Consider the following 22,291-nt stretch of genomic DNA (forward strand, 5'->3'; position numbering starts at 1 on the left):
CGACGCCAAAAAAGGAACCGATCACCGGTTGAACGTCTCCGTGGCCTACAGGAACGCCACAGTTATGTCATCCGTCGAACGATCATACTGGCGATGCTCGTCATAACGCCATGGATTTAGCGATGAACAGTCAGACAGGTCAGAATTCGAATTCCTATCGGGATCGATCGTCGGGAATTTTGCGATACTTCCCGCGCATGATGCTCCTTGTCTTGGGTCTATTGTTAATGGTCCTGCTTATATGGGCCCTGTTGGGTGGCGGACATTTTACAACTAATCGAGAGGGAATTCCAAACTTGTCGGCTGGTGGCATTACGGAAGATTAAGGGCTCATGCGTTTTGACAACTCATCCCAACAAAAGCGGGCACTATAGGCGGTCAGCCGTGGATGCCCTAAAAGCATTAACGGAAGGAAGAACCATCATGGCTAGTCAACCCGATAAGCATGCTCCTCTCACAGAAGATGAGGATATCAAGTTTCTGGCCGAGAATTCGGACCTGTCGCCTTTGCAGGCGCGTGATTTGATTGATCGCCTTGGTCACCGGGACCGACCGAAACTTCTTGCAGAGGCGAGGAAATTCAAAGCGGAAAGCTAGAGCGGCTGATAGAAATGTCAAAGCAGCATTTCTGACTAAATCGTCGGGAACAACCAGTAGGTGGCGTGAGTTTATCTAATCAGGTTCAATTCGTCACAGGAGCGAGGCAGCTATGGCTCTGCGCGCAAACTGGAAAGGTCTGTTGAAAGTCGATCAGCTTTTGATGCCGGTCGGCCTTTATACGGCTGTATCGACATCAGAGCGGGTTTCTTTTCATCTCATCAATCGCAAGACGGGTAATCGTCTCAGTCGTGAATTTGTCGATAGCGATACGGGTAAACCTGTTCCGCGAGAGGAGCAGATGAAGGGATATGAAGTTTCGTCCGGCAAATACGTCAGTTTCAATGATGAAGAAATCCAGTCTGCAATTCCCGAAAGCAATAAAACACTCAATATCACGCATTTCGTCAAATGCAGTGAAATCGACGATGCTTATCTCGATCGACCTTATTATCTGACGCCCACAGATGATGACGAGGTGTTCTTGCTTCTCCGTGATGGAATGAAAGCTGAAAACGTGGCGGCAGTCGCTGAGGCGGTGCTCTTTCGCCGTGCGCGTAAACTTCTCATTCGTGCGGATGGCGATGGCATGATCGCATCGACGCTGAACTTTGATTACGAAGTTCGACCCGTAAAAGAGGCTTTCGAAGATCTGGAAGCATTCAAGTTCGATCAGGAAATGCTCGATCTGGCCAAACATATTATCGGCACCAAGATGGGCCGCTTCGATCCGTCAAGTTTTGACGACCGCTATGATGCAGCACTAGCCGACTTGATTAAGGCAAAGATTGAAGGAAAACCTCTCAGAAAGCCTGAAGCTCCCAAGTCGGCCGACGTGATTGATTTGAAGGAAGCCTTACGCAAGAGCGCAGCCTTGAGCTCTCCAAAAAAGCAACCGGCTAAATCCGGAACAACCAAAGCGAAGCCCCGAAAGGCTGGATAATGGGACAGCCGCTCGAAACCTATCATAAGAAACGTGACTTCAACCTGACGAAGGAGCCCCACGGCAAAGCCAGGCGAAGCAGGGGCGATTTATTTGTGGTGCAAAAACACGATGCGCGTCGGCTGCATTATGATTTCAGGCTGGAAATGGACGGAGTGTTGAAAAGCTGGGCGGTTACACGGGGCCCAAGTCTGGTCCCGGGCGAGAAACGTTTGGCCGTCCATGTGGAAGATCATCCGCTTGAATATGCCGGATTTGAAGGTACGATCCCCAAGGGGGAGTACGGCGGCGGGACGGTCATTGTCTGGGATAGCGGACAATGGACCTCGGTTGGCGATGCTCGCAAAAATTATAAGAAGGGGCATCTCGAATTCGAACTGAGCGGCGATAAACTGAAGGGGCGCTGGCATCTGGTTCGAATGCATGGAAAACCGGGCGAAAAGCGAGAAAACTGGCTACTCATAAAGGGCGAGGACGAGTTTTCACGAGAGGCTGACGCCCCCGATATTCTTGAGGAGAAACCGCAATCGGTGAAAACCGGGAGAGTTATCGCCGATGTGGAACATGAAGCGCCGGGCTGGTCGTCCAAAACCGGACCGCTGGATAAAAACCGCGCAGCGAAGGAAGGCAATGCTGTGCCATTGTCGAGGCGCACAAAGAAAGCTGCGATGCCGCCATTCATAGAACCTCAATTGGCGACATTGGTATCAGCCGCGCCCGGAGGAAGCCGCTGGATTCACGAAATCAAGTTTGATGGTTATCGCATTCAGGCGCATGTCGCTGACGGTAAAGTCGTGCTCTATTCACGCAGCGGGCTGGATTGGACAAAGAAATTTGGCCGTTCGATAGTCAACGATCTTCTGGCTACGGGGGTCGAGAATGCCATATTTGATGGCGAGATTGTCGTGGAAAATAAGGCGGGCCTGTCGGACTTTTCGGCACTGCAAAGCGATCTGAGTGACGGACGTTCGGACCGGTTCGCCTTTTATATCTTTGATCTGCTTTATCAGGATGGCCGCGATTTGCGGCAAGTGCCGCTCGTCGAACGCAAATCCCTACTGACAAAGCTCATTTCCCATCCCTCGAGAACGCTGCGCTATAGCGAAGCCTTTGATGCCGATGGTGAAACTGTATTGAAGAATGCTTGTGGGCTCGGACTGGAGGGGATCGTCTCGAAATTGAGCGATGCTCCTTCTATTTCCGGGCGCAGCAAGGGCTGGCGCAAATCGAAATGCATAGGACGGCAGGAATTTGTAATTGCCGGATTTGTGCCTTCAAGTTTGACGTCTCGCGCAATTGGTTCTCTGCTGTTGGGCGCTCAGGAGAAGAAAGGACTTGTTCCTGTTGGGCGTGTGGGAACTGGTTTTTCCGTCAAGCTGGCCAAATATCTTTACACGAAGCTCACGTCGATACGTCAGGAACAAAGCCCATTCGCAATAGAGCTGACCGCTGAAGAAAAACGCGGCGCGATATTCGTCAAGCCGCAAATGGTTGCAGAAATAGAGTTCCGTGCCTGGACTGCAGACAGAAGACTGCGCCATGCATCTTTCCGCGGACTGCGTGACGACAAGACTGCCGAGGAGGTCACATTGGATAAAAGTGCAATGCCATCTCAGCCGTATAGGACATCCCACGAAGAAGCTGATGTGAAGCTCACTCACCCGGATCGCGTGTACTGGCCAGAGGAGGGCATAACAAAACAGGGGCTGATGGATTACTACGCCGAAGTTTGGTCACGAATTGAACCATTTATTGTCAATCGGCCTTTGGCTCTGCTGCGCTGTCCGACCGGTATCGATGGCCAGCATTTCTTCCAGAAACATGCATGGAAGGGTCTGAACGAACATATTGTTGAGGTGGATGATCCCTCGGAGAAGGATGAAGAGCCTTACATCGCGATCAAGGATTTTGACGGTTTGATCGGTTTGGTTCAGGCTGCCTCGCTAGAAATCCATCCTTGGGGTTCGAGCCTCAGGGACTGGGAATTGCCGGATATGCTAACCATGGACCTTGATCCAGGGGAGGGGGTTGCCTGGGAACGTGTCATCGACGGGGCCTTTGAAACCAAAGAGCGGCTTGAGAAGCATGGCCTGACAACATTTGTAAAAACATCCGGAGGAAAGGGACTGCACGTCGTCGTGCCATTGAAGCCGAAAGCCAATTGGGACAGCCTCAAAATCTTTACCAAGTCGATTGCCAATGAGATGGCGGCAGACAGTCCTGACCGCTATGTTTCAACCATTTCCAAAGCCAAACGCAAAGGCAAAATACTCATTGATTATTTGCGCAATCAACGAGGCATGACGGCTGTTGCACCTTACTCTCCACGTGCTCGCGCTGGAGCAGCCGTTTCCATGCCACTCGCCTGGAATGAACTGAATCCCGCTATCGGTCCAGCACATTTCACGATCCTGAATACAGCAACGCGGCTAGCAGCTTCGAAGCTTGATCCCTGGTACGACTTTCGCAAAGCGGCGACGGCTTTGCCAAAATAGTGCGAAAAGGTTGTCTCTTGAGCAGCTAATGCTGCTTTTTCTCGTTGGCAAGGCTTTTGCGCAAAGCATCCATGATGTTGATGACATTGCCGCCGGCCGCCGGGGCGGTCGCTGCAGATTTGGGTTTTGTCGGCGTGTTAATTTTCTTTTTCTTGGCGGCGATCATTGACTGCAGGTTCTTCTGAACCGGATCCGTCAGCAAGTCCGGCTTCCAGTCGTCCGTTTTGCGCTTGATCAGTGTGCGAACCATGGAGAACAGCTTTTTGTCGGGCTTCTCCGCCTTGATGCCTGCGAAGTAATCGTCGGCTTTTCGAACTTCATCACCGAAATGCAATGTCCATAGCACAATACCTTGTCCTCGTGGCTCCAGAAGAACAGCTCGTTCACGCCGATACATGACTAGCCTTGCCAGACCATAGACGCCGCTCTTGTCCATTGCCTCCCGAATAACCGCAAAGGCTTCCTGCCCGACCTTGTCAGATGGTGAAAGATAATGGGGTTTATCGTACCAAATCCAACCGATGCTATCGCGCTCTAAGAATTTTTCGATATCGATAGTGCGAGTACTTTCGAGAGCCACGGCTTCGAGCTCGTCGTCCTCGAGGAGGACATAGTCTCCTTCGGCCTTCTCGAAACCCTTAATTTCGTCTTCGTCGCGCACGGGCTTATGTGTCACTGAATCGACATAGCGACTGATCACCCGGTTGCCCGTTTTAGCATTGAGCGTGTGGAAGCGCACTTTTTCGCTTTCAATGGTCGCAGGCATTATTTCCACCGCGCAGGTGACGAGCGATAACTTTAAGTAACCTTTCCAGAATGCGTGGGGCACCGGCTTATCCTCTTTTTAGTGAAGAATAACCAGCTGAAGGCTGGAAGGTTCCGGGTTTAAATGTTGATGCGGGAACCCACCGCTCATTTGGGGTGTTATCTCACCGATGAAATCACGACAGAAAAATCGGGGATCACTTTGGCAAAGAAATCAACGGTCCGTTCACGCCTGATTCATACCAGTGATGCCGAACCTGGGCTGAAGCGTATTCGCTGTGGCAAAGGTTTTCGCTATGTCGATACCCAAGAACGTGCTGTTAGTGTGGCGGATAAAGCGCGCATTGTAGCCCTTTCCATTCCACCCGCTTGGAAGGACGTTTGGATATGTCAGAGCGAATATGGGCATATACAGGCAACAGGCCGTGATGCGCGTGGCAGAAAGCAATATATCTATCATCCCGACTGGATGAAACGACGTGACGACAGCAAGTTTTCGGGCTTGCAATATTTTGGCAGCGATTTGAGCCAACTGCGCGAGAAGATCGATGCAGATATGCGTCGACGCTCTCTCTGCCGAGAAAAAGTTGTCGCGACAATTATCTGGTTGATGGACCGACTGTTGTTGCGCGTTGGTAATTCCGGTTACGCGCGTGCAAATAAGAGCTTTGGCGTCACGACTTTGTGCAACCGCCATGTGAAAGACGAAGGAGTCAGCCTGCGCCTCGTTTTCACGGGTAAATCAGGTCAAAACTGGAACCTGAAACTGTCCGATCGCCGAATTACACGTATTGTACGCTCCATACAGGAACTGCCCGGTCAGCACTTGTTCCAGTATGTCAATGATGAGGGGAGTTATCACCCTGTTAGCTCTCAGGACATCAATGACTACTTGCAGGATGTCATGAAGAGCGAATTCACATCCAAGCATTTCCGAACCTGGGCTGCAACCGTCGGCGCGCTTGATGCATTTCAATCTATGGAACTTCCCTATAGCGAAGCCGCGAAGAAGCGAGCACTCAATCAGGTGATTGATAAAATTGCACAAGCCCTTAGCAATACGCGTGCAGTATGTCGGAGTGCTTATATTCATCCGAATGTCATCGAACATTGGCTTGAAGGCGTGCTGGCATCCGAAATTGAAGCAGTCGCCTCAAATCGGCTTGTGGCCCCTCGACTGAGCAAAGCCGAACGCAATACGCTGAAATGGTTGATCGTGTATGCCTAAAGTCGGAACCATTTTTCTTGCATGAGGTTAGTCATGGAATGACAAGGAAGGATATCACATGAGAACGGCCAAGTTTCTACTCGGCATTTCGGGGTTGGCACTGGGGATCGCTCTGGCTAGGGCCGCGTCACCGCAGGTGCCAAAAGGTGTTATTCCAGTCAAGCCATTTGACATCTCGCGCTACCTGGGAAAATGGTTTGAACTGGGCCGTATCGAAAACCGGTTTGAGCGCGGGCTGACCCACACCTCCGCGGAATACTCTTTGAATGCAGATGGAACGGTACGCGTCGTCAATCGCGGCTTTGATCCTTGGAAGGGATGCACTACAAGCGCAACTGGCACTGCGCGATTTGTCGGTGCGACAGATGAGGGTGCGCTGCAGGTATCGTTCTTCGGCCCGTTCTTCGGCGGCTACAATATTGTCGATCTGGATGCAAATTATGAATGGTCAATCGTGGTCGGATCAAGCCGCAACTATTTCTGGGTATTGTCTCGGTCTGCAGTTCTAACCACGGAGTTGAAGGCGCGCGCCGTCGCAGTGGCATTGCTTCTCGGAATCAATCCCGATGCGATCCATTGGATACCTCAAGAAAAGCCGCTTTGAGAATATCGTCTTTTCCCGAATGATGGATTGCCATTTCGCGGCATGATACGGCGCAACGTTCGCATGCCTTTACACAGGCTTCCATTCCATCCAAGGCGCGGCAACTATCGGCGCAGTCTTCACATATCCGCGCACAGAGCATACAGAGCGCGTGATGATAAGGACTTTGAAGCATCATCATCTGCGCTGAAGCTCCACAAATTTCGGCGCATGCCAGCATGGTTCGGAATTGCTTTGGTTCGACATGCGGCCCTCCACGTTCAAGGCAATGGTCCGACGCCATTTCTGTACAGGTGCGATGGCATTCGAGACAGGCACAGATGCAATTCATTAGCGTTGTATCGCGCATTGTCATTTTCTCCTATCCAATGATAGCTCCCAACAGCGAAGCCACACTTTTGTTTCAATGGAACAGCAAGCAATGTTGGCGGTTATGCATCAGACGCTCTCTGAGGAGGAGCCGATGGGCAAACGAAAATGGAAGAAACGAATTCGACGGGCGAAGGCTGGTCAGGAGATTGAGCAGGCCGCTGCACTTCCTTACCGGTTTGAAAATGGCAGCCTTAAGATAATGCTTATTACATCGCGCGGGACGCGCAGATTTACCCTGCCGAAAGGTTGGCCGATGAAAAAAAGAAGTATGGCCGATGTTGCGCGCATCGAAGCTCAGGAAGAAGCCGGAATTGAAGGAAACGTCGCTCGTTCGACAATCGGCCACTATCTTTATTGGAAACGCTTGAAGAGAGTATTCATCCCAGTGAAGGTTAGGGTTTATCCCTTGCATGTTCAATGTGAGAAGGCGCAATGGCCAGAATATGAGCAGCGTCAGCGCAAATGGCTTTCCACAGAGGAAGTGGGTCTGTTGGTTGACGAACCTCAATTGATGAGCCTCATTGCAGCTCTTAACCGGAATGAAAGCAAATAACTTCCTTCATCGGGAACATCGGCCTCCCTTGTCGGTTAGAGGCATCTGTTCAAAGGAGAACGACATGGTGGATACTGTCGACAAGCAGGCGTCGAATAACAATAAAACGACATCTCGCGCACTGGATACTGAGTCTGAAAAGCTTAAGGCGCGAAAAGAGGCTGAACGTTCGAAAAAGGACGACCTAGATAAGGAGCACTGGCTTTACGCACAGCGCGTTGAAGACGAATGAAAACACTTCTTCCCTTGATCATCGGCGTGGTTTTACTTTTGGTCGTTGGCTCTCTTCTGTATCGAATAGCCGATGACGATGCTGGCACGCAGCCTCCTCCTCATTCTTTACAAACCAATCCTCCCAATTAAAAGTGCCCGTTCCATGCGGGCGCTTAATTACAGAATAGGCTTGCCGCCAGTGACCGCGATGGTCGCACCCGAGGTATAACTTGATAGCGGGTCGGCCAGCATGACGTAAGCAGATGCCAGTTCCGCGGGCTGGGCTGGTCGCTTCATTGGGGTCTGCTTTCCAAAGGACGCCACAGCTTCTTCCGGAAGTGTGGAGGGGATTAGTGGTGTCCATACTGGACCCGGCGCAACTGCATTGGCGCGAATGCCTTTCTCCGCCAGCAATTGAGCTAGACCTGCCGTAAAATTCTGGATAGCGCCCTTGGTTGTCGCATAGGCCAACAAGGTCGGGTTCGGCATGTCTGAATTGATCGAAGCTGTATTTATGATTGCCGCGCCCGGCTTCATATGGGGTAAAGCGGCCTTCGTCAAATAGAACATCGCATGGATGTTCACGCGGAAGGTCAATTCCCATTCAACGTCGCTGATATCTTCAAGCGAGGCAAAACTCGATTGGTGTGCCGCGTTGTTAACCAGAATATCGATCTGGCCAAATTCTCTCGCGGCCCGCTTCGCGATCTCCCGGCAGTTTTCTGCGCGCTGAAGGTCACATTTCATCAAGATAGCCTTGCGCCCCTCAGCCTCGATCAAAGCAGCGGCTTCAAGCGCGTCAGCCTCTTCCTGGAGATAGGCGATAAGCACATCTGCACCTTCGCGTGCGAACGCAATTGCAACGGCCCGACCGATGCCGCTATCGCCGCCCGTTATGATGGCTTTGCGGCCTTCAAGCTTTCCGGACCCTTTGTAGGATTTTTCGCCATGGTCGGGTCTTGGATTCATTCGTTCCGTCAAGCCGGGTATGGATTGACGGGGCGTATCGAAAGGTGGGGCGGGATATTGCTCATTCATGACGGGTAATCCTTCCTCAGCATAGTTGCTGCTTCGGACCTAACCACCGGAGACATCCTGTGTTCCAATCACGTTACAAAAGAGGCCTAAGATCAGGCCTACTGTTCCAGACCACGTCGCCGAAAAAGTGCTTCCGCGATGACGGATAGGTCATTGTCTCGGTTGCTGAGTACAAAGCCAGCGAAGCCTTTGCTGTCGATGGCGGGGTTGACCGGCAGTGCAAAGACAAAGGGAGTCGAGCGCGTTTCAAGCGCTTCGACAAGTGGCAGCACGGCTGCTGGTTCGAGCGCAACATCCAGTATCGCTGCGTCAACCAGATTACTTTCCAGATAACGCAATGCGTGCTCAATCGTATTGACGGGTCCGAGAATGAAAGCCCCAAGGGACCCAAACTTTTGCGCGGCTTCTTCCGATAGAAGAAAGCTGTCTTCAAAAACCAGGATACGTTTGCCAGAAAATGAATGCATGGCACTATCATTTCGACTTGTCATAACAGACAGTTGGTCATGCCTTAATTCAAAACGCAAGCTATCAGCGGGTCGCGTTGCAGCGTCATAACCAGTTCCTCATCAGACAATCGAGCCTGATTGCTTCCATTCATGAACCATCGACCATGTTGTGCAGTTTATGGCGGGCCCGATGCAAGCGGCTTTTGACCGTACCGATTGAGCACTCGCAAAGTTCCGCTGTGTGTTCGTAGCTTTTGCCTTCAAACACCACCAGCGAAAGTACCCGGCGATATTTGTGCGGCAGTGTTTGCAGCGCGATTTGCACATCATGTGCTTCAACAGTGTCTTCCTGGGAGGGACCTACGCTCGCAATTGGAGATACGCAATCGGAAACACCGGGCGCTTCTCTCTTCTGCAGCCGGATACGGGTGCAAAAAGTGTTGCGCATAATAGTGAAAAGCCACGATTTGAGGGGGGAATAAGGGACGTATTTCTCCCGATTGGCGAGAGCTTTGAGAAGTGTTTCCTGAACGAGATCTTCGGCATCTTCCCTTTGTCGATAAAAAGTGCGCGAAAAAGCGCGCAGAGCGGGGATCATCTCCACAAGATCGTCAGGTTCCAACGTGTAGTCGGAATGAAGAGGGCAAGGCATCAGTCTGACCTTTCCGAACCACGGTTCGGTTTGAGAATGGGGCGGCACAAGGCCGCCCCCTTTGGTCATGAATTCTTGTGGCTTTTCTGTCCCGCCTTAACATGTTGCTCATGCGAGCCGCCACGTGATGAGGACTGCTGATTGTTGCCACTGCTTGCCTGCTTGCCATCATTGTTATGGCTTTGCTGACCAGCTTTTACATGCTGTTCGTGGGGGCCACCCTGGGTATGGCTTTGTGAATGACTCTGGGCCATTTTCTTTCCTTCCGGTGGTTTAGGTGTTTCAAAGTGCGTTTTGTCGCGCGTGACATAAGCCTAACCCCGTCAGGCCATCGATGTTCCGCGCTATCGCTGTAACAAACTTCACGTTTGGACTCGCGCTATGGTTCACTGGCGAATTCGTCGGCCATCGTCGATCGTTCAGGAAAAGCACACTGCAATAGAGCGCTTCGTGACGGACAGGTCCCAACGCGACTTCCGCTTGTTTATGCGCACGGCGTGTCATCGCGTACCGGTCGCGGAGGCAGGCGGTTGCGATTCCGTGGACGCAGGTGGCTTGCTGTCATCTACCATGAAACCCCGGCCCGGTATTTGGGAGCCGTAAAAGCCAACGGCAGCCCAGACAATGAGTGCCAGAATGAGGCTGACGATAAGGATCACGAAAACATGACGACCTTTTCGACCCTGACGGGCATCCTTGGGAGAAAGCTCCTTCATAGTGGCTGCTCCGTTCCCGGCCTATAGCCATCGACGGCGTTCCTGTTCAATCTGGTCGGATGTATAGGGAGTTCCAGAAGCGTTGAACCCTTCCCAGCCTTCATCGATATAGGCGTTGCGTCTCTTCCTTATGTCCACGCGCGCCCATTCATCGAAAATTGCTTCGGCCTTTTGTCGTTCGTTCTCGTCACAGCGAACGACGATCAGTGTGCTGCCTCGGCGAATTGCTTCTGAATAGGCTTGCGCTTCTTCCTCAGGAATGCCGCTCTCCATAAACGCGCCGACAATTCCGCCTGCGACACCTCCGGCAGCTGCGCCACCAAGCATCCCGACCAGTGTGGCCGTGAGCCAGCCACCAGCAACAACGGGCCCGACGCCGGGTATTGCGAGCAAGCCAAGTCCTGTCAGCAATCCAGCACCACCGCCTGCGACGGCGCCGACGCCAGCCCCGGTTTCTACGCCCGTGATTGTGGATTGGTCTTCCCGCACCGCATCACCGGCATATTGTCCGTTGGTATTGTTGGATATCAGACTGATATTGTCGGCCGAAATGCCTGCTTCTTCCAGCGCACGGACCGCGTCAAGCGCTTCATCGTGATTGTCGAATAGACCTGTGACATGTACCATCGTCGTCTCCTTCATTCAGTTTAGGGCTTAGCTACTTGCTTATCGGGTCGTTATGTTGCCCTGATAATCGAGCTGAACCTTAAAAGGCTGTCCGTCGCGCATCGCTTCGGCCCGCCAAATACCATCTTCGCTGAGTTCGAGGTTCATGATTTCGGTATAGCCTTCGTCAGTCAGGCGTTGCTTTGCCTGCTCCTCGGTAAAGCTGTTCTTCCCCGGTACAGGCGCTTTTGGATTGGTTTCACCAGGCGTTGTTACCGCAGGTGTTTGCGGCTTTTCCGACGGAGATGTTTGGGCAAATGCAGCGGATGCGAATAGAACAAGTGCAGCAGCTGCGGGATAGTGGATTGACCTTTTCATGGAATTCCTCCCTTCTGTGAGAGGTGTCCTAACCAGTGAAACGAATGAATGTTCCATAAGCAATATCGGAAGACAGCGAACGAGAAACGGCAAGGTCTAGCTTTGAATAATGAAATTTGAACCGAGACACGAATTAACGCGCTCCGAGAACCATTTCTCTGATCCAGCGCGTTAAAAGCTGATTGTAGGCCTTTAGATAAATAGCGTCCGAAAGGGCATGATCTGCTCCGCCAAGTGTTCTCACGGTGAGCGAATGTGCGTGGATGAACGCGCTTTGATAGCTTGCTATGGTCGGATGAGGCACGATTGTGTCATGTTCGGATTCAACAAGCAGCACATCGCCATGAAACTCTCTGGCCTGATGGAGCGCACGATTATCTTCTGCTCCCACCAGAGCCGAGCGATAGGCCTCGAGGTCGACCCGGTCGAGTTGTGCTTTCGGTAATTGCCAAGAACTATCGCGATAAAGGGCAGGGGCCCTGAGTGCCAGCCATCTTACGGGCCGGAACTCCGTCAAAAGCGTAGCGAGATATCCCCCATAACTACTGCCCACGACGACAATCGATCCCTCTTCGACCATCTTCAGGCTCGCCAGCCGATCATAGGCCGCAATGACATCGTCCAGATTTTCTCCCCGTGTGACTGTCTTGTTGCTGGTGATCGTATGGCCGTGACCGCGCATGTCGAAGGTCAAACAAACACAACCTAGCTCAGAAATTGATTTCGCCCGTTCGATGTCGCGTTCCTGATTGCCTGCCCAGCCATGTAGAAACAGGATACCCGGAATCGTTGTATCGGGTGAGATAACTGTGGCTTCCAGCTGAAGCGGGCCCACATCGATGATTGTATCGTTACGGATCATGATAGATTTTCTCTATGCGTGCATACTTATGGAGGGGCTGGCCGGTATCGTCCTGGCCGACATAGACGATAAAGTCGTTGATCTCGAACCGGGGAGCCGCGCCGTAAGTCTCGCGCGCCAAAACTTGTAACGCAAGGATGGACTGGTCTCCTATCATCGCTTCCACAGCTAGTATTTCGGCAGGGGAAGCGCCGCCCACGCGCCAGGACTGTTCGAGCACGCCGCAGCAAAAACCGTCTTCCGTTATGGGGCCAACCAGGACGTCATAGTTTTTTCGAGAGGCGACAAGCCCGAAATGCTCTCCAGCCGCCATATCGTAACGCCGTGCACCTTCAATTATTCGGTGCGCGACGGGCATGCGCAACCGCAACAACAGTTCATCCCATCCTCCCCGAACCACGTAAAGTCTACTGCCGGCATAAACGCTTTCGCCCATGGGGTCGTGCGCAATGTATTGGCGGCCAAGGTAGCTCGCCGTCAGACCGGCGAGGCTGACTTGTCCGACAGAGTAAGTGGATGAATTCTCGACGTCTTCTTCAATCACCATTCCTTTTGTGATCTCGCTTTGCGAAAGCGATTGAAGAAACACGTCCAGTTCGTGGTTGTTTTCAAAGACACATTGGTTTTTACCGCCAGATGCGTAAGGGTCTTTCAGTCGGATCTTACTCTTGTCGAGCAAAAAGGCGCCTGCACGTGCAGCGTGATCGTGCGAGAAAACGGAGAAGCCCGCTAGCGCTGCACTTCCCAAATCCTTGGCGAATTGCGGTTTCCAACCGGCAGGCAACTCGTCTTGCTCGTTCCAGGCGGGGTGGGTCGCCAGTTTTGTCGTCATGTACTCCTGATCAACACAGCCACCCCAAAACTGATTTGCGTCGAGTTCGGGATGGCTCTTTCTGATCAGCGAGACAGTCGGGATGAAAAACGTCCCATCTACATCGTCGAAATTTTGCGAGGAAGGACTGAGACTGCTTCCTGACAACTTCGCCAACCGCGCTGCGAGAGCCTCGACACTGGCAACATTGTGTTTGCTGTCGGTAGTCTGGCTGACGACACAGATTTTCTCGATAACGTCCATGAAAATTAGGCGGCTTCTGCGTGACGATTGATCGAGCTCTCAGCAAGTTGGGTCAAATCCTTGTCGGTCTGGCCTTCTTCCTGCAAGGTTTGGTCGAGTAATTTGGCCACGTCTTTGTAACCAAGCGTTTCAGCCCAGCGTTTCAATGTGCCATAACGGGTGATCTCATAATGTTCGACTGCTTGTGCTGAAGAAATCAGTCCTGCGTCCAAAGCTGGCGTATCGGAATATTCTTCAATGATTTCTTCTCCCTCGGCAATGATGCCCTCGATGGCGTCGCACGTCTTCCCCTGGGCTCGCTTGCCGAGAATCTCAAAACATTGCTGCAAACGCTCGACATGGCCTTCTGTCTGCTCAAGATGTTTTTTGAATGCGTTTTTGAGCTTTTCATCGCTCGCTGCCCGCGCCATCTTGGGCAGTGTCTTCACTATCTTGCGTTCAGCGTAATAAATGTCTTTCAGCGTATCGTAAAAGAGATCGTCCAGTGTGCGTTGTTTGGTTCTGGCCATTTCAAGCTCTCCCAGTTTGGTTTCAAAGGCTAGTGCCGCAACACTTTCTGCGGCAGACCTGCCAAACCCGTTAGAGTGGCATTTGTTTCATCTTTTCCCTAATCTTCTTAAAACAGGATGTGGCATGCCATCGGAGCGAGTGTCTCAGGGTAGTTTTGAATAGGCGCATGAGATGGTTCGCGTGGTCAAGACTTGGACGTGTGTTCCGGTTTTCCCTTTTGCTTCGTCGATGCCATTTTCTCCAGTTCTGCCTTGCTCATGGATTTTTCCATCTGCTTTGATGCACCGCGCAAGCTGCTTTTGGCCTTGTCTCCACGCTTGGCGGCGAGAGCGGCTCCTGCGGCTTGTTGCTGTGCTTTCGATTTTGCAGGCATGTCATTTCCTCCGGCGTCGCACTTGTTGGAATGAAACGCTGCCTCCGTTAGGCGCGAGCCCAAAGCGGAAATAGCTCTTCCAAACAGGAGAGGCCCAAATTTGTTCCAACGAAGTGTTTAAGTCTTTCGTTTGAAAGTCACGCCAATCCTCAGTTCCTATCTATCGGTCGACGGTGACGGGTTACGAATTAAAACGCTATATTCGCGACGCCTTGTTGAAGAAATCGTTCACGTGCCAGCCGTCCAAGACGCTGATCAGCAAGGAATACCCATTCCAGGTCGTTCTTTTACTTACCGAATGGCATCGGACGCATCTGGTTCAGATGCTTAAAGGCCGGGAAAGGCTTGGGGGATATAAAGCCACCGAGATAGAAAAAGACTGGATGCAAGACCGACAGAACTGCCAGCGCCAAAAGCAACAAGTTATTCCAACACTACTGCGAGCCGAAGGGTTGCAAAGCGTGGGGATCGATCAGCTACAAGACCGCTACTGTCCAACTCTGGTTCTGCCGCGAGCATAATCAGGAAGGCGAAGACGCCTTGGTTGGACGGCGCAAACAAGCGCTACTTGGTGCCACGCTGCTTTTCAACGCAGGTTTTTGCTTCCTGCCCAGGAGAACATGCGTCTATCTCGGGCTTCTGTATCTGATCTTGCTTTTGCGACGACGGGACTTGGGTGCTGTCAGGATCGGATGGTGGCTGGCCCGGTGCAGCTGGAGGATTGCCTGGCACTTCAGGTTCCTGCCCACCAGATTGCGATGGCGCTCCAGATCCTTGCGCAAATGACGCGCTGGACATGATCACGAGGCCAACTGCTGCAGCTATCCATTTCATTCGACCGGCTCCTCGTCGTGTTCAATCGTCTAAGGTAACTGTCTTATCGCAGTGATGTTCCATCGACGTATGGACGCATAAAATAAGCGCCCTAGTTAATTTATACCCACCGATGCGTTCCAAAAAAGGGACGCAACAACAGGGCGCAACGAGGAGACGCCTTCATGCCTGAACCGAAAGAAGACGGCCAATCAGCGGAGGTCCTGAAAGAAAGTCTCCCCTCCAAAGCCGCAGCTATTCATGAACTCATTCGCCGCGAAGGCGAAAAGGAAATGAACAGAGAGGCGATGGCGTTGTTCTGGTCGGCAATCGCCGGTGGTATCTCGATGAGTACCTCGATGATCGCCCGGGGCATTCTGGAGGCCTACCTTCCCGGCGGCAACTTGTTCTTTCTGCTCAGTTCAGCCGGCTATACCGTGGGCTTCATAATCGTGATCATCGCCAACCAGCAATTGTTCACCGAAAACACGATCACCCCGGTTCTGCCTTTTATGACAGAACCGACAGCGTCTCACTTTTTCATGATGATAAGGCTGTGGAGCATCGTTCTTTTGGGCAATCTGATCGGAGGAGCGATTGCCGCCCTCGTCATAGTCTTGATGCCCATCTTCTCCGATGAGGTTACGCGCACATTTACCGATATGGGCAAGCATCTTATGGAGAACACAAGTAATGAGCTATTCAGCAAAGGCATCATGTCTGGATGGCTGATTGCGACTTTGGTCTGGATGCTGCACAGCACCAAACAAGGACATATTTTTCTTATTTTCCTGATCACCTATCTCATTGCAATCGGTGATCTCACCCATATCGTAGTCGGGTCGATTGAGGTGCTGTTCTTGCTGTTCATCGGCGAAGTTTCCACTTTCGACAGCATCTTCAAATTCGGGCTTCCCACGCTTTTTGGAAACATCGTCGGAGGCACGTTCATCTTCGGGCTGATTTCGCACGCCCAAATCCGGGCCGACGAATAGTCAGGAGATAAGGAGGCGTGCATGTGCAATCTGTACAACATCACCACAACACATGAGGCCATGCGCCGTCTGTTCCCGAAGTTAGGTGACGTGACGAACCGCACCGATCCGCACATGGATATCTTCCCAGACTATCCAGCACCAGTTTTGCGAAACATCAAAGGCGACGAGCCTGAACTGGCATTGCTCCGCTGGGGAATGCCCACACCTCCAGAGAAGTTGAAATTTGACGTCGACATTAGCGTGACCAATATACGAAATCTCAAGTCAGGGCATTGGCCGTCATGGTTCGGCGTCGAGCATCGTTGCGTAGTACCAGCCACCTCATTCTCTGAGTACGGTAAAATCCGAGATACGAGAACAGGAAAGCTTCCCGCTCACTGGTCTGCTCTGAACGAGGAAAAACCCTTGTCCGCGTTTGCTGGAATTTGGACACGATGGAAGACAATCCGAAAACGGAAGGAAGGTCCTGTAGAGATCGATATCTTTGCGTTGCTTACGACCGAGGCAAATGGTGTTGTCTGGCCGGTTCATCCAAAGGTAATGCCCGTCATTCCCCGCACCACGGAAGAAATTGATACATGGCTACGTGCTCCGTGGAATGAAGCCAGGGAAATGCAAAAGCCCTGCCCGATGCCGATCTGGTCGACCTAACGCCAAGCAATGACAACAAGGAAGTATAGGCGAGTTTATTCTGAGGAGGAAGGAATGTTTGGACCAAAAGAACCCGGCGACTATCCAAGACGCGAAATCGACTGCCAAGAAGCGGTATCGCAAGGAATTGCGGAGCTGGTCGAGCGAGCTGTGGTATCCGGCGCCAGAGACGCGGAGGTCACTGCGGCCATAGCCCGCACTCAGGTGATCGGCGTACCCGAACTCATCCAGGACGCTGTAGAAGCCGGATGGTCCGAAGAGGAAGCGGCAACCGCAATAAGGGTAGTTGCTGAGAACATGCACCGCGGCGTGACAGGAACAGACCCGGAGGAATAGCCCCGGAGCCCCATATTGGAACATTCCCCCGCTTCGCTGGTTCTGTCGCTCATTCCAGCAATGCCCATGCGCCTGTTAACGGCGTGGCTCGCTTCGGCAGGCGCATACCCCGTCAGCTAAACGGCTGGCGGGGTTCATTATTTTTGAGTCCGATTTAAAATTAATATTTAGTGATAATAATTAGATATCTAATATTTCTGAACAGAGTACGCTTGCCTTCTAAATATAAGGAGGCTGACATGCCGTTTTTCAACGAAGCGAGCCGAATATATATGCCTGCTGAAGTGGACTTCCTACGCAGCTGCTTCACCAACGCTGCTGTCTTATTGGAAGAAAGTGACCGCAACTATTCGGGTAGTGAACTCGCATCCTGTATCCTAATGCTCTACGAACACGGACTTCGTGACATGTCGCGACTAAGTGAACTTGCTGCCAGATTGGCGCATCAGAGATATACTATTCGGCTCGACCTACGCGAAATGCGGACCAATTCCGACATAGCTGAAGGATCAAATAACCCAGTCGCGGGTTAATACCATCGCAATGACACCAATTGCCCCGCCTATTAAGCGGGGCTTTTTTTTCGATATGCGCGCGGTGCCTTGGGGCGCAGCTCCCACAAGAATCAGGGACTTACCTTTCTAAGGAACAAAATTGATCAGAAATAGTTTTACCATCGCTCCCCCAAAGAGAGCGACCGCTGAGTTTGGGCACACCGAACTCACGCGCCCCGGATGGTTCGCAACGGCCATTCGGGGTTCGTCTCTGTGCGAGCAGGAGATATCGATGAGAGACAGAGCAAAGAAAACACCCCGAATTGTAAATCCTTGGTCAGATCCAGAGCTGGTGCGGGAGAAAGAAGCCGTTGATCCCTCTCCTGTCGAACCCAGCGATCATCAAGAAAAGCCTACCCATGAGCAGACAAACTCGCCCGGCCATCCTAATATCAGACTTCCAAAAGAACCCTATCCGGATCGGTCGAATGACTAGTATTTACTTTTTTGCCCATTTGGATAAATTTTCACTGCCCTTGGGAGAGAGGGCTCAGTAGCCTTAACCCCGCGCGGTTTTCGCTGCGGGGTTCTTTTTTAGGCCGCCCGCCTTTTCTCCAAAGCCCTAAGTATCTGTGCGAAGTATATGATCTTGTTCAAATCATAGATTCGACTGGCCGTGACTTTTCGCCGAACCGATAACAAGCCTTAAATATTCCGAGCGCGAAGGAGATGCCTTTATGCTCGATCAGGTCGTTGAGTTCTTTCGCACCATCTAGCAACTGGTAATAGCTCTTGCTACCGCCGCGGAGGTCTCGGGCGTCGACGTAAAGGTCGCGATAAATAGGCGCGTTGGGACTCCCAAATGTCAATCGCAGATATCTCATCAAACGATTCTGTCGGATTAGAAACCGTGGCTATCCGGCCGAGGAACCTAAATTCCGAAACTGCGTTATTCGAAGAGGCAGAGACCCAGTTTCCTGCCTGTCTTATCAGCCAAAACCAACTTACTACCGGGATTTTACCGGCGATTTGACGTAAAAAATTCATAAGAGGAGATGAACTATGGCCAAGGAAAAAAATCTCGAAGACTTGTTCCACGATACTCTCAAGGACATCTACTACGCTGAACGTAAAATTCTCAAAGCCCTGCCAAAAATGAAGCGTGCGGCACAGTCAGAAGATTTGAAAGCGGCTTTCGAAAAGCACCGTGAACAGACTGAAGGCCACGTTGAACGGCTCGTCCAAGTGTTTGAAATCATGGGCAAGACAGCAAGAGGCAAGACTTGCGATGCGATCGAGGGAATTATCGCCGAAGGCGAAGAGATCATGGAGGAATTCAAGGATACCGCGGCGCTTGACGCCGGACTGATCTCGTCTGCACAAGCGGTCGAACATTACGAAATCACACGTTATGGGACATTGAAGCGGTGGGCGACGGAACTTGGCATGACCGATGCTGCAAAACTGCTCGATCAGACGCTACAGGAGGAATCCAAGACGGACAGTGATCTGACGAAACTTGCGGATGCGTCAGCTAACCAACGCGCCAAAGCAGCGTGATCATGAGCTAAGGGTGCCGATTAGCACCCTTTTCATTTGAACATTGATCGCGAAAGAATTGGAGCCAGCCATGTCAGCCAGCAACAAGGCCACAAATGGACGGAAGTCGCTCAAGCTTCATGATCAGAAGCTCGACGCAGGTCAAGGCGGAGACCTTCACCAACTCGCCGACGACAAGACGCAAATCATGACTACCGCCCAAGGCGGGCCAGTATCGGATGACCTCAATACGCTCAAGGTCGGCGATCGAGGTCCTACGCTGATTGAGGATTTCCATTTTCGGGAAAAGATCTTTCACTTCGACCACGAGCGTATTCCTGAACGCGTTGTCCATGCCCGAGGCTATGGTGCGCATGGCTATTTCGAAACGACGAAATCTCTTGCGGAATATACGCGGGCCGACATTTTTCAACGGGTCGGGGAGAAAACGCCAGTTTTCGTCCGGTTTTCCACCGTTGCGGGATCGAAAGGATCGTTTGACCTTGCCCGCGATGTGCGCGGCTTCGCAGTCAAGGTTTACACCAAGGAAGGCAACTGGGATATCGTCGGCAATAATATTCCCGTCTTTTTCATCCAGGATGCCATTCGATTTCCCGATATGGTTCATGCCGTCAAGGAAGAGCCTGACCGGGCTTTTCCGCAGGCACAGTCAGCCCATGACAATTTCTGGGACTTCATCGGTCTGACGCCGGAATCCATGCACATGATCATGTGGGTCATGTCGGATCGTGCAATTCCGCGCTCCTTCCGCTTCATGGAGGGGTTTGGGGTTCATACCTTCCGCTTCGTGAATGCCAAGGACAAGTCGACTTTCGTCAAATTCATCTGGAAGCCAAAACTTGGTCTCCAATCCGTTGTCTGGAACGAGGCGGTGAAAATCAACGGTGCGGATCCGGACTTTCACAGGCGCGATCTGTGGACTGCGATACAAGCTGGCGACTTCCCTGAATGGGAACTGTGCGTCCAGCTCTTCGATCAGGACTTCGCCGACAGCTTCGATTTCGATGTGCTCGATCCGACAAAGCTCATTCCCGAAGAAATTATTAAGCCTATCCCAGTCGGGCGGCTGGTACTTGATCGTATGCCAGACAATTTTTTTGCCGAAACGGAACAGGTTGCGTTCATGACGCAGAACGTCCCTCCCGGCATCGATTTCTCCAACGACCCATTGCTGCAGGGACGCAATTTTTCTTACCTCGACACGCAGTTGAAGAGACTTGGTAGTCCTAACTTTACCCATATTCCGATAAACGCGCCTAAATGCCCGTTCCATCATTTCCAGCAGGACGGCCATATGGCGATGCGCAATCCTGTCGGACGCGCAAACTACCAGCCTAATTCATGGGGCGAAGGCTCGAGGCCTGACCCAAATCGTGGGTTCCGATCGTTTGCCGCGCAGGAAGACGGACAGAAAGTTCGCCTCCGACCGGAGAGCTTCGCCGACCATTACAGCCAGGCGCGTCAGTTTTATTCGAGCCAGACCGCGACGGAACAGAAGCATATTGCGATGGCACTGACCTTCGAGCTGTCGAAGGTGGAAACACCTGTGATCCGCGAGCGTATTGTGTCACATTTGCTGAACATCGATGCCAACCTCGCGGAAACGGTCGCCGGTAAGCTCGGCATCCGCAAGATGCCTAAGGCCGCGGATGCGATGGTGCCCGTGCGTGACGATCTTGCTCCGTCTCCTGCACTTAGCATTATTGAGAACGGACCCGGCAGCTTCAAGGGCAGAAAGATCGGAGTGCTCGTTGCCAATGGCACGGATGCGCAGGTACTCAAGGGTATCCGGCACGCCGCCGATGAGGAAGGTGCCATGGTGGAGTTGGTCGCACCAACGGTCGGAGGGTTCGAAGCTTCCGGCGGCGAATGGATGGAGGCCGACCATATGATTGACGGCGGTCCATCCGTATTGTTCGATGCTGTAGCCCTTGTGTTGTGTGAAGAATCGGCCAACCAGCTCATCGGCGAGTCCACAGCGCGGGACTTTGTTGCCGATGCGTTCGCGCACTGCAAGTTCATTGGCTTTACCGCAGGCGCAATGCCGTTGCTTGCCAAGGCCGGTATCGAACCCGAAATGGACGAAGGGCTTATTCCGCTCGACAATGCACAGGCAGCCAAGGAGTTTGTTGCATCTTGCCGCAAGCTCCGGCTATGGGCGAGGGAAGATGTGGTCAAACTTTGATTTTACGGTCGCCGCTGATGTGAAGAGATGTTTCGAAACTAAATACAAAACGGTCCGATCTGAGCCGGACAACTTTGAATCTTAAAATCGGATCGGGCGGCAGGAAGTCGCTCGATCCCTTACAACATCATTCTATTTTTCTTGAATTTGGTCGAGAAAGATCGATCCTAGATGGTCCGAGCCATTTCCTCGGTCAATAGACCGTCCTGCATCTAAATCGATTTAAGGCGATTTTCGACCACGTTGTCTCTCCGACAATGGTTCGGCCTACACAGCAAGGAACACGAGGCTGTTCGCTCAGGCGATCAATTTGACGCCCTGCTTACGCCAGTGGCTAGCCCGCACTCGAACGGCATGTCAGAAGCCTTCGTTAAAACCCCGAAGCGGGATTATATCCACATATCAGCTCTACCGGACGCCGAAACTGCGCTCCGCGCTCATCCACGGATGGATCGAAGATTACAACCAAATACATTCTCATTTTGCGCTCGAGATAGCTTCCCCTCGGCAGTTCATCAGGGTTAAATCAAACTAGCCGACTTGTCCGGTGAAATGGGGAGAACTCCACTCTTGATCAGTGCAACCGCTCATGCCAGATGGCTTTTCATGCTTGACGGCATGTTTAGCTTAACTTCTCCGCGAAGTCGAACTTCGAACATTGCTGAAGAACCTTTTTTCACGCAAAGCGTTATATCGCTGGAGGTGCACAATGGTTTGGTTTTATTGGTTCTACGGCACGATGGTTTTCACAATGACTGGCCTTATCGGATTTACCATTTGGAATGAAATGGACGGTGACTGATCTGCTCGCTGATCTGAACACGG

General features: G+C 52.0%; 26 protein-coding genes and 1 pseudogene. 15 read left to right on the forward strand and 12 right to left on the reverse strand.

The window, feature by feature from the left end:
- Positions 1–423: 423 nt before the first annotated feature.
- The 3 genes from F9K94_RS24545 to ligD all read left to right on the forward strand — a co-directional run bounded on the left by F9K94_RS24545 (position 424) and on the right by ligD (position 4,035).
- Entirely contained in the window at positions 424–597 is a 174-nt protein-coding gene (locus F9K94_RS24545) for a hypothetical protein (protein WP_182522312.1), read from the forward strand.
- Positions 598–709: 112 nt separating this feature from the next.
- A complete protein-coding gene (ku, locus tag F9K94_RS23140) occupies positions 710–1,540 on the forward strand; it encodes a non-homologous end joining protein Ku (protein ID WP_151610520.1) in 831 nt (276 codons plus the stop codon).
- Positions 1,540–4,035 (forward strand): DNA ligase D, encoded by a 2,496-nt coding sequence (gene ligD, locus F9K94_RS23145; RefSeq protein ID WP_151591345.1) that lies wholly within the window; start codon positions 1,540–1,542, stop codon positions 4,033–4,035. The genes ku (F9K94_RS23140) and ligD overlap by 1 nt, the downstream gene beginning before the upstream one ends.
- Positions 4,036–4,060: 25 nt before the next feature.
- Here the strand turns inward: ligD and ku (F9K94_RS23150) are convergent, their stop codons facing one another.
- Positions 4,061–4,864: a non-homologous end joining protein Ku gene (gene ku / locus F9K94_RS23150; RefSeq protein WP_151591347.1), complete on the reverse strand. Its 804-nt coding sequence runs from the start codon at positions 4,862–4,864 to the stop codon at positions 4,061–4,063.
- Between the two features lie 60 nt (positions 4,865–4,924).
- Here ku (F9K94_RS23150) and F9K94_RS23155 point away from each other — a divergent pair, with 60 nt between their 5' ends.
- From F9K94_RS23155 to F9K94_RS24550, 4 genes are all read left to right on the forward strand, one after another.
- Positions 4,925–6,028 carry a DNA topoisomerase IB gene (locus F9K94_RS23155; protein WP_231771642.1) on the forward strand — a complete coding sequence of 368 codons (1,104 nt, stop codon included), beginning with the start codon at positions 4,925–4,927 and terminating at the stop codon, positions 6,026–6,028.
- 58 nt (positions 6,029–6,086) lie between these two features.
- Complete coding sequence (locus tag F9K94_RS23160; protein ID WP_151591349.1) at positions 6,087–6,632, forward strand: lipocalin family protein; 546 nt, start codon at positions 6,087–6,089, stop codon at positions 6,630–6,632.
- Positions 6,633–7,095: 463 nt separating this feature from the next.
- Entirely contained in the window at positions 7,096–7,557 is a 462-nt protein-coding gene (locus tag F9K94_RS23170) for an NUDIX hydrolase (RefSeq protein WP_151591351.1), read from the forward strand.
- A gap of 64 nt (positions 7,558–7,621) precedes the next feature.
- Positions 7,622–7,789 carry a hypothetical protein gene (locus F9K94_RS24550; RefSeq protein ID WP_192799573.1) on the forward strand — a complete coding sequence of 56 codons (168 nt, stop codon included), beginning with the start codon at positions 7,622–7,624 and terminating at the stop codon, positions 7,787–7,789.
- Between the two features lie 158 nt (positions 7,790–7,947).
- On the opposite strand, the gene F9K94_RS23175 is transcribed toward F9K94_RS24550, so the two are convergent.
- The 11 genes from F9K94_RS23175 to F9K94_RS23225 all read right to left on the reverse strand — a co-directional run bounded on the left by F9K94_RS23175 (position 7,948) and on the right by F9K94_RS23225 (position 14,429).
- Complete coding sequence (locus tag F9K94_RS23175) at positions 7,948–8,808, reverse strand: SDR family oxidoreductase (protein WP_151591353.1); 861 nt, start codon at positions 8,806–8,808, stop codon at positions 7,948–7,950.
- Between the two features lie 98 nt (positions 8,809–8,906).
- Complete coding sequence (locus tag F9K94_RS23180; protein ID WP_113533621.1) at positions 8,907–9,275, reverse strand: response regulator; 369 nt, start codon at positions 9,273–9,275, stop codon at positions 8,907–8,909.
- A 130-nt stretch (positions 9,276–9,405) separates the two neighbouring features.
- A complete protein-coding gene (locus F9K94_RS23185) occupies positions 9,406–9,978 on the reverse strand; it encodes an RNA polymerase sigma factor (protein ID WP_407922070.1) in 573 nt (190 codons plus the stop codon).
- Positions 9,975–10,163 (reverse strand): hypothetical protein, encoded by a 189-nt coding sequence (locus tag F9K94_RS23190; protein WP_151591355.1) that lies wholly within the window; start codon positions 10,161–10,163, stop codon positions 9,975–9,977. The genes F9K94_RS23185 and F9K94_RS23190 overlap by 4 nt, the downstream gene beginning before the upstream one ends.
- A gap of 246 nt (positions 10,164–10,409) precedes the next feature.
- Complete coding sequence (locus F9K94_RS23195) at positions 10,410–10,625, reverse strand: hypothetical protein (RefSeq protein WP_151591356.1); 216 nt, start codon at positions 10,623–10,625, stop codon at positions 10,410–10,412.
- A gap of 21 nt (positions 10,626–10,646) precedes the next feature.
- Positions 10,647–11,252 carry a hypothetical protein gene (locus F9K94_RS23200; protein WP_151610521.1) on the reverse strand — a complete coding sequence of 202 codons (606 nt, stop codon included), beginning with the start codon at positions 11,250–11,252 and terminating at the stop codon, positions 10,647–10,649.
- 39 nt (positions 11,253–11,291) lie between these two features.
- A complete protein-coding gene (locus F9K94_RS23205; RefSeq protein WP_151591359.1) occupies positions 11,292–11,609 on the reverse strand; it encodes a PepSY domain-containing protein in 318 nt (105 codons plus the stop codon).
- Between the two features lie 133 nt (positions 11,610–11,742).
- On the reverse strand, positions 11,743–12,471 hold the full coding sequence (locus tag F9K94_RS23210; RefSeq protein WP_151591361.1) for an alpha/beta hydrolase family protein: 729 nt from the start codon (positions 12,469–12,471) through the stop codon (positions 11,743–11,745).
- Positions 12,461–13,546, reverse strand: a complete 1,086-nt coding sequence (locus F9K94_RS23215) for a DUF3182 family protein (protein WP_151610522.1) — start codon at positions 13,544–13,546, stop codon at positions 12,461–12,463. Before F9K94_RS23215 ends, F9K94_RS23210 begins: the two co-directional genes overlap by 11 nt.
- Before the next feature lie 5 nt (positions 13,547–13,551).
- Positions 13,552–14,055, reverse strand: coding sequence for a YciE/YciF ferroxidase family protein (locus tag F9K94_RS23220; RefSeq protein ID WP_151591365.1), 504 nt, complete (start codon positions 14,053–14,055; stop codon positions 13,552–13,554).
- Positions 14,056–14,240: 185 nt separating this feature from the next.
- Positions 14,241–14,429, reverse strand: coding sequence for a DUF3008 family protein (locus tag F9K94_RS23225; protein ID WP_151591367.1), 189 nt, complete (start codon positions 14,427–14,429; stop codon positions 14,241–14,243).
- A 173-nt stretch (positions 14,430–14,602) separates the two neighbouring features.
- On the opposite strand from F9K94_RS23225, the gene F9K94_RS23230 reads away from it, so the two are divergent.
- The 8 genes and pseudogenes from F9K94_RS23230 to F9K94_RS23275 form a co-directional block, all read left to right on the forward strand.
- Entirely contained in the window at positions 14,603–14,950 is a 348-nt protein-coding gene (locus F9K94_RS23230; RefSeq protein WP_151591369.1) for a hypothetical protein, read from the forward strand.
- 99 nt (positions 14,951–15,049) lie between these two features.
- Complete coding sequence (locus F9K94_RS24555; RefSeq protein WP_192799574.1) at positions 15,050–15,229, forward strand: hypothetical protein; 180 nt, start codon at positions 15,050–15,052, stop codon at positions 15,227–15,229.
- Positions 15,230–15,427: 198 nt separating this feature from the next.
- Positions 15,428–16,237, forward strand: coding sequence for a formate/nitrite transporter family protein (locus F9K94_RS23240; RefSeq protein WP_151591373.1), 810 nt, complete (start codon positions 15,428–15,430; stop codon positions 16,235–16,237).
- A gap of 21 nt (positions 16,238–16,258) precedes the next feature.
- The gene (locus F9K94_RS23245; RefSeq protein ID WP_151591375.1) at positions 16,259–16,891 is read left to right on the forward strand and encodes an SOS response-associated peptidase; all 633 of its coding nucleotides are present in this window, start codon (positions 16,259–16,261) and stop codon (positions 16,889–16,891) included.
- A 54-nt stretch (positions 16,892–16,945) separates the two neighbouring features.
- On the forward strand, positions 16,946–17,227 hold the full coding sequence (locus tag F9K94_RS23250) for a hypothetical protein (protein WP_231771643.1): 282 nt from the start codon (positions 16,946–16,948) through the stop codon (positions 17,225–17,227).
- Positions 17,228–18,783: 1,556 nt separating this feature from the next.
- Positions 18,784–19,281: a YciE/YciF ferroxidase family protein gene (locus F9K94_RS23265; RefSeq protein ID WP_011982994.1), complete on the forward strand. Its 498-nt coding sequence runs from the start codon at positions 18,784–18,786 to the stop codon at positions 19,279–19,281.
- Positions 19,282–19,351: 70 nt separating this feature from the next.
- Positions 19,352–21,466: a catalase gene (gene katE, locus F9K94_RS23270; protein WP_113533615.1), complete on the forward strand. Its 2,115-nt coding sequence runs from the start codon at positions 19,352–19,354 to the stop codon at positions 21,464–21,466.
- Between the two features lie 247 nt (positions 21,467–21,713).
- Positions 21,714–22,001, forward strand: a pseudogene (locus F9K94_RS23275) (integrase core domain-containing protein); the annotation flags it as partial.
- Between the last annotated feature and the right edge of the window lie 290 nt (positions 22,002–22,291).

The sequence above is a fragment of the Brucella tritici genome (assembly GCF_008932285.1).
GTDB lineage: Bacteria > Pseudomonadota > Alphaproteobacteria > Rhizobiales > Rhizobiaceae > Brucella > Brucella tritici.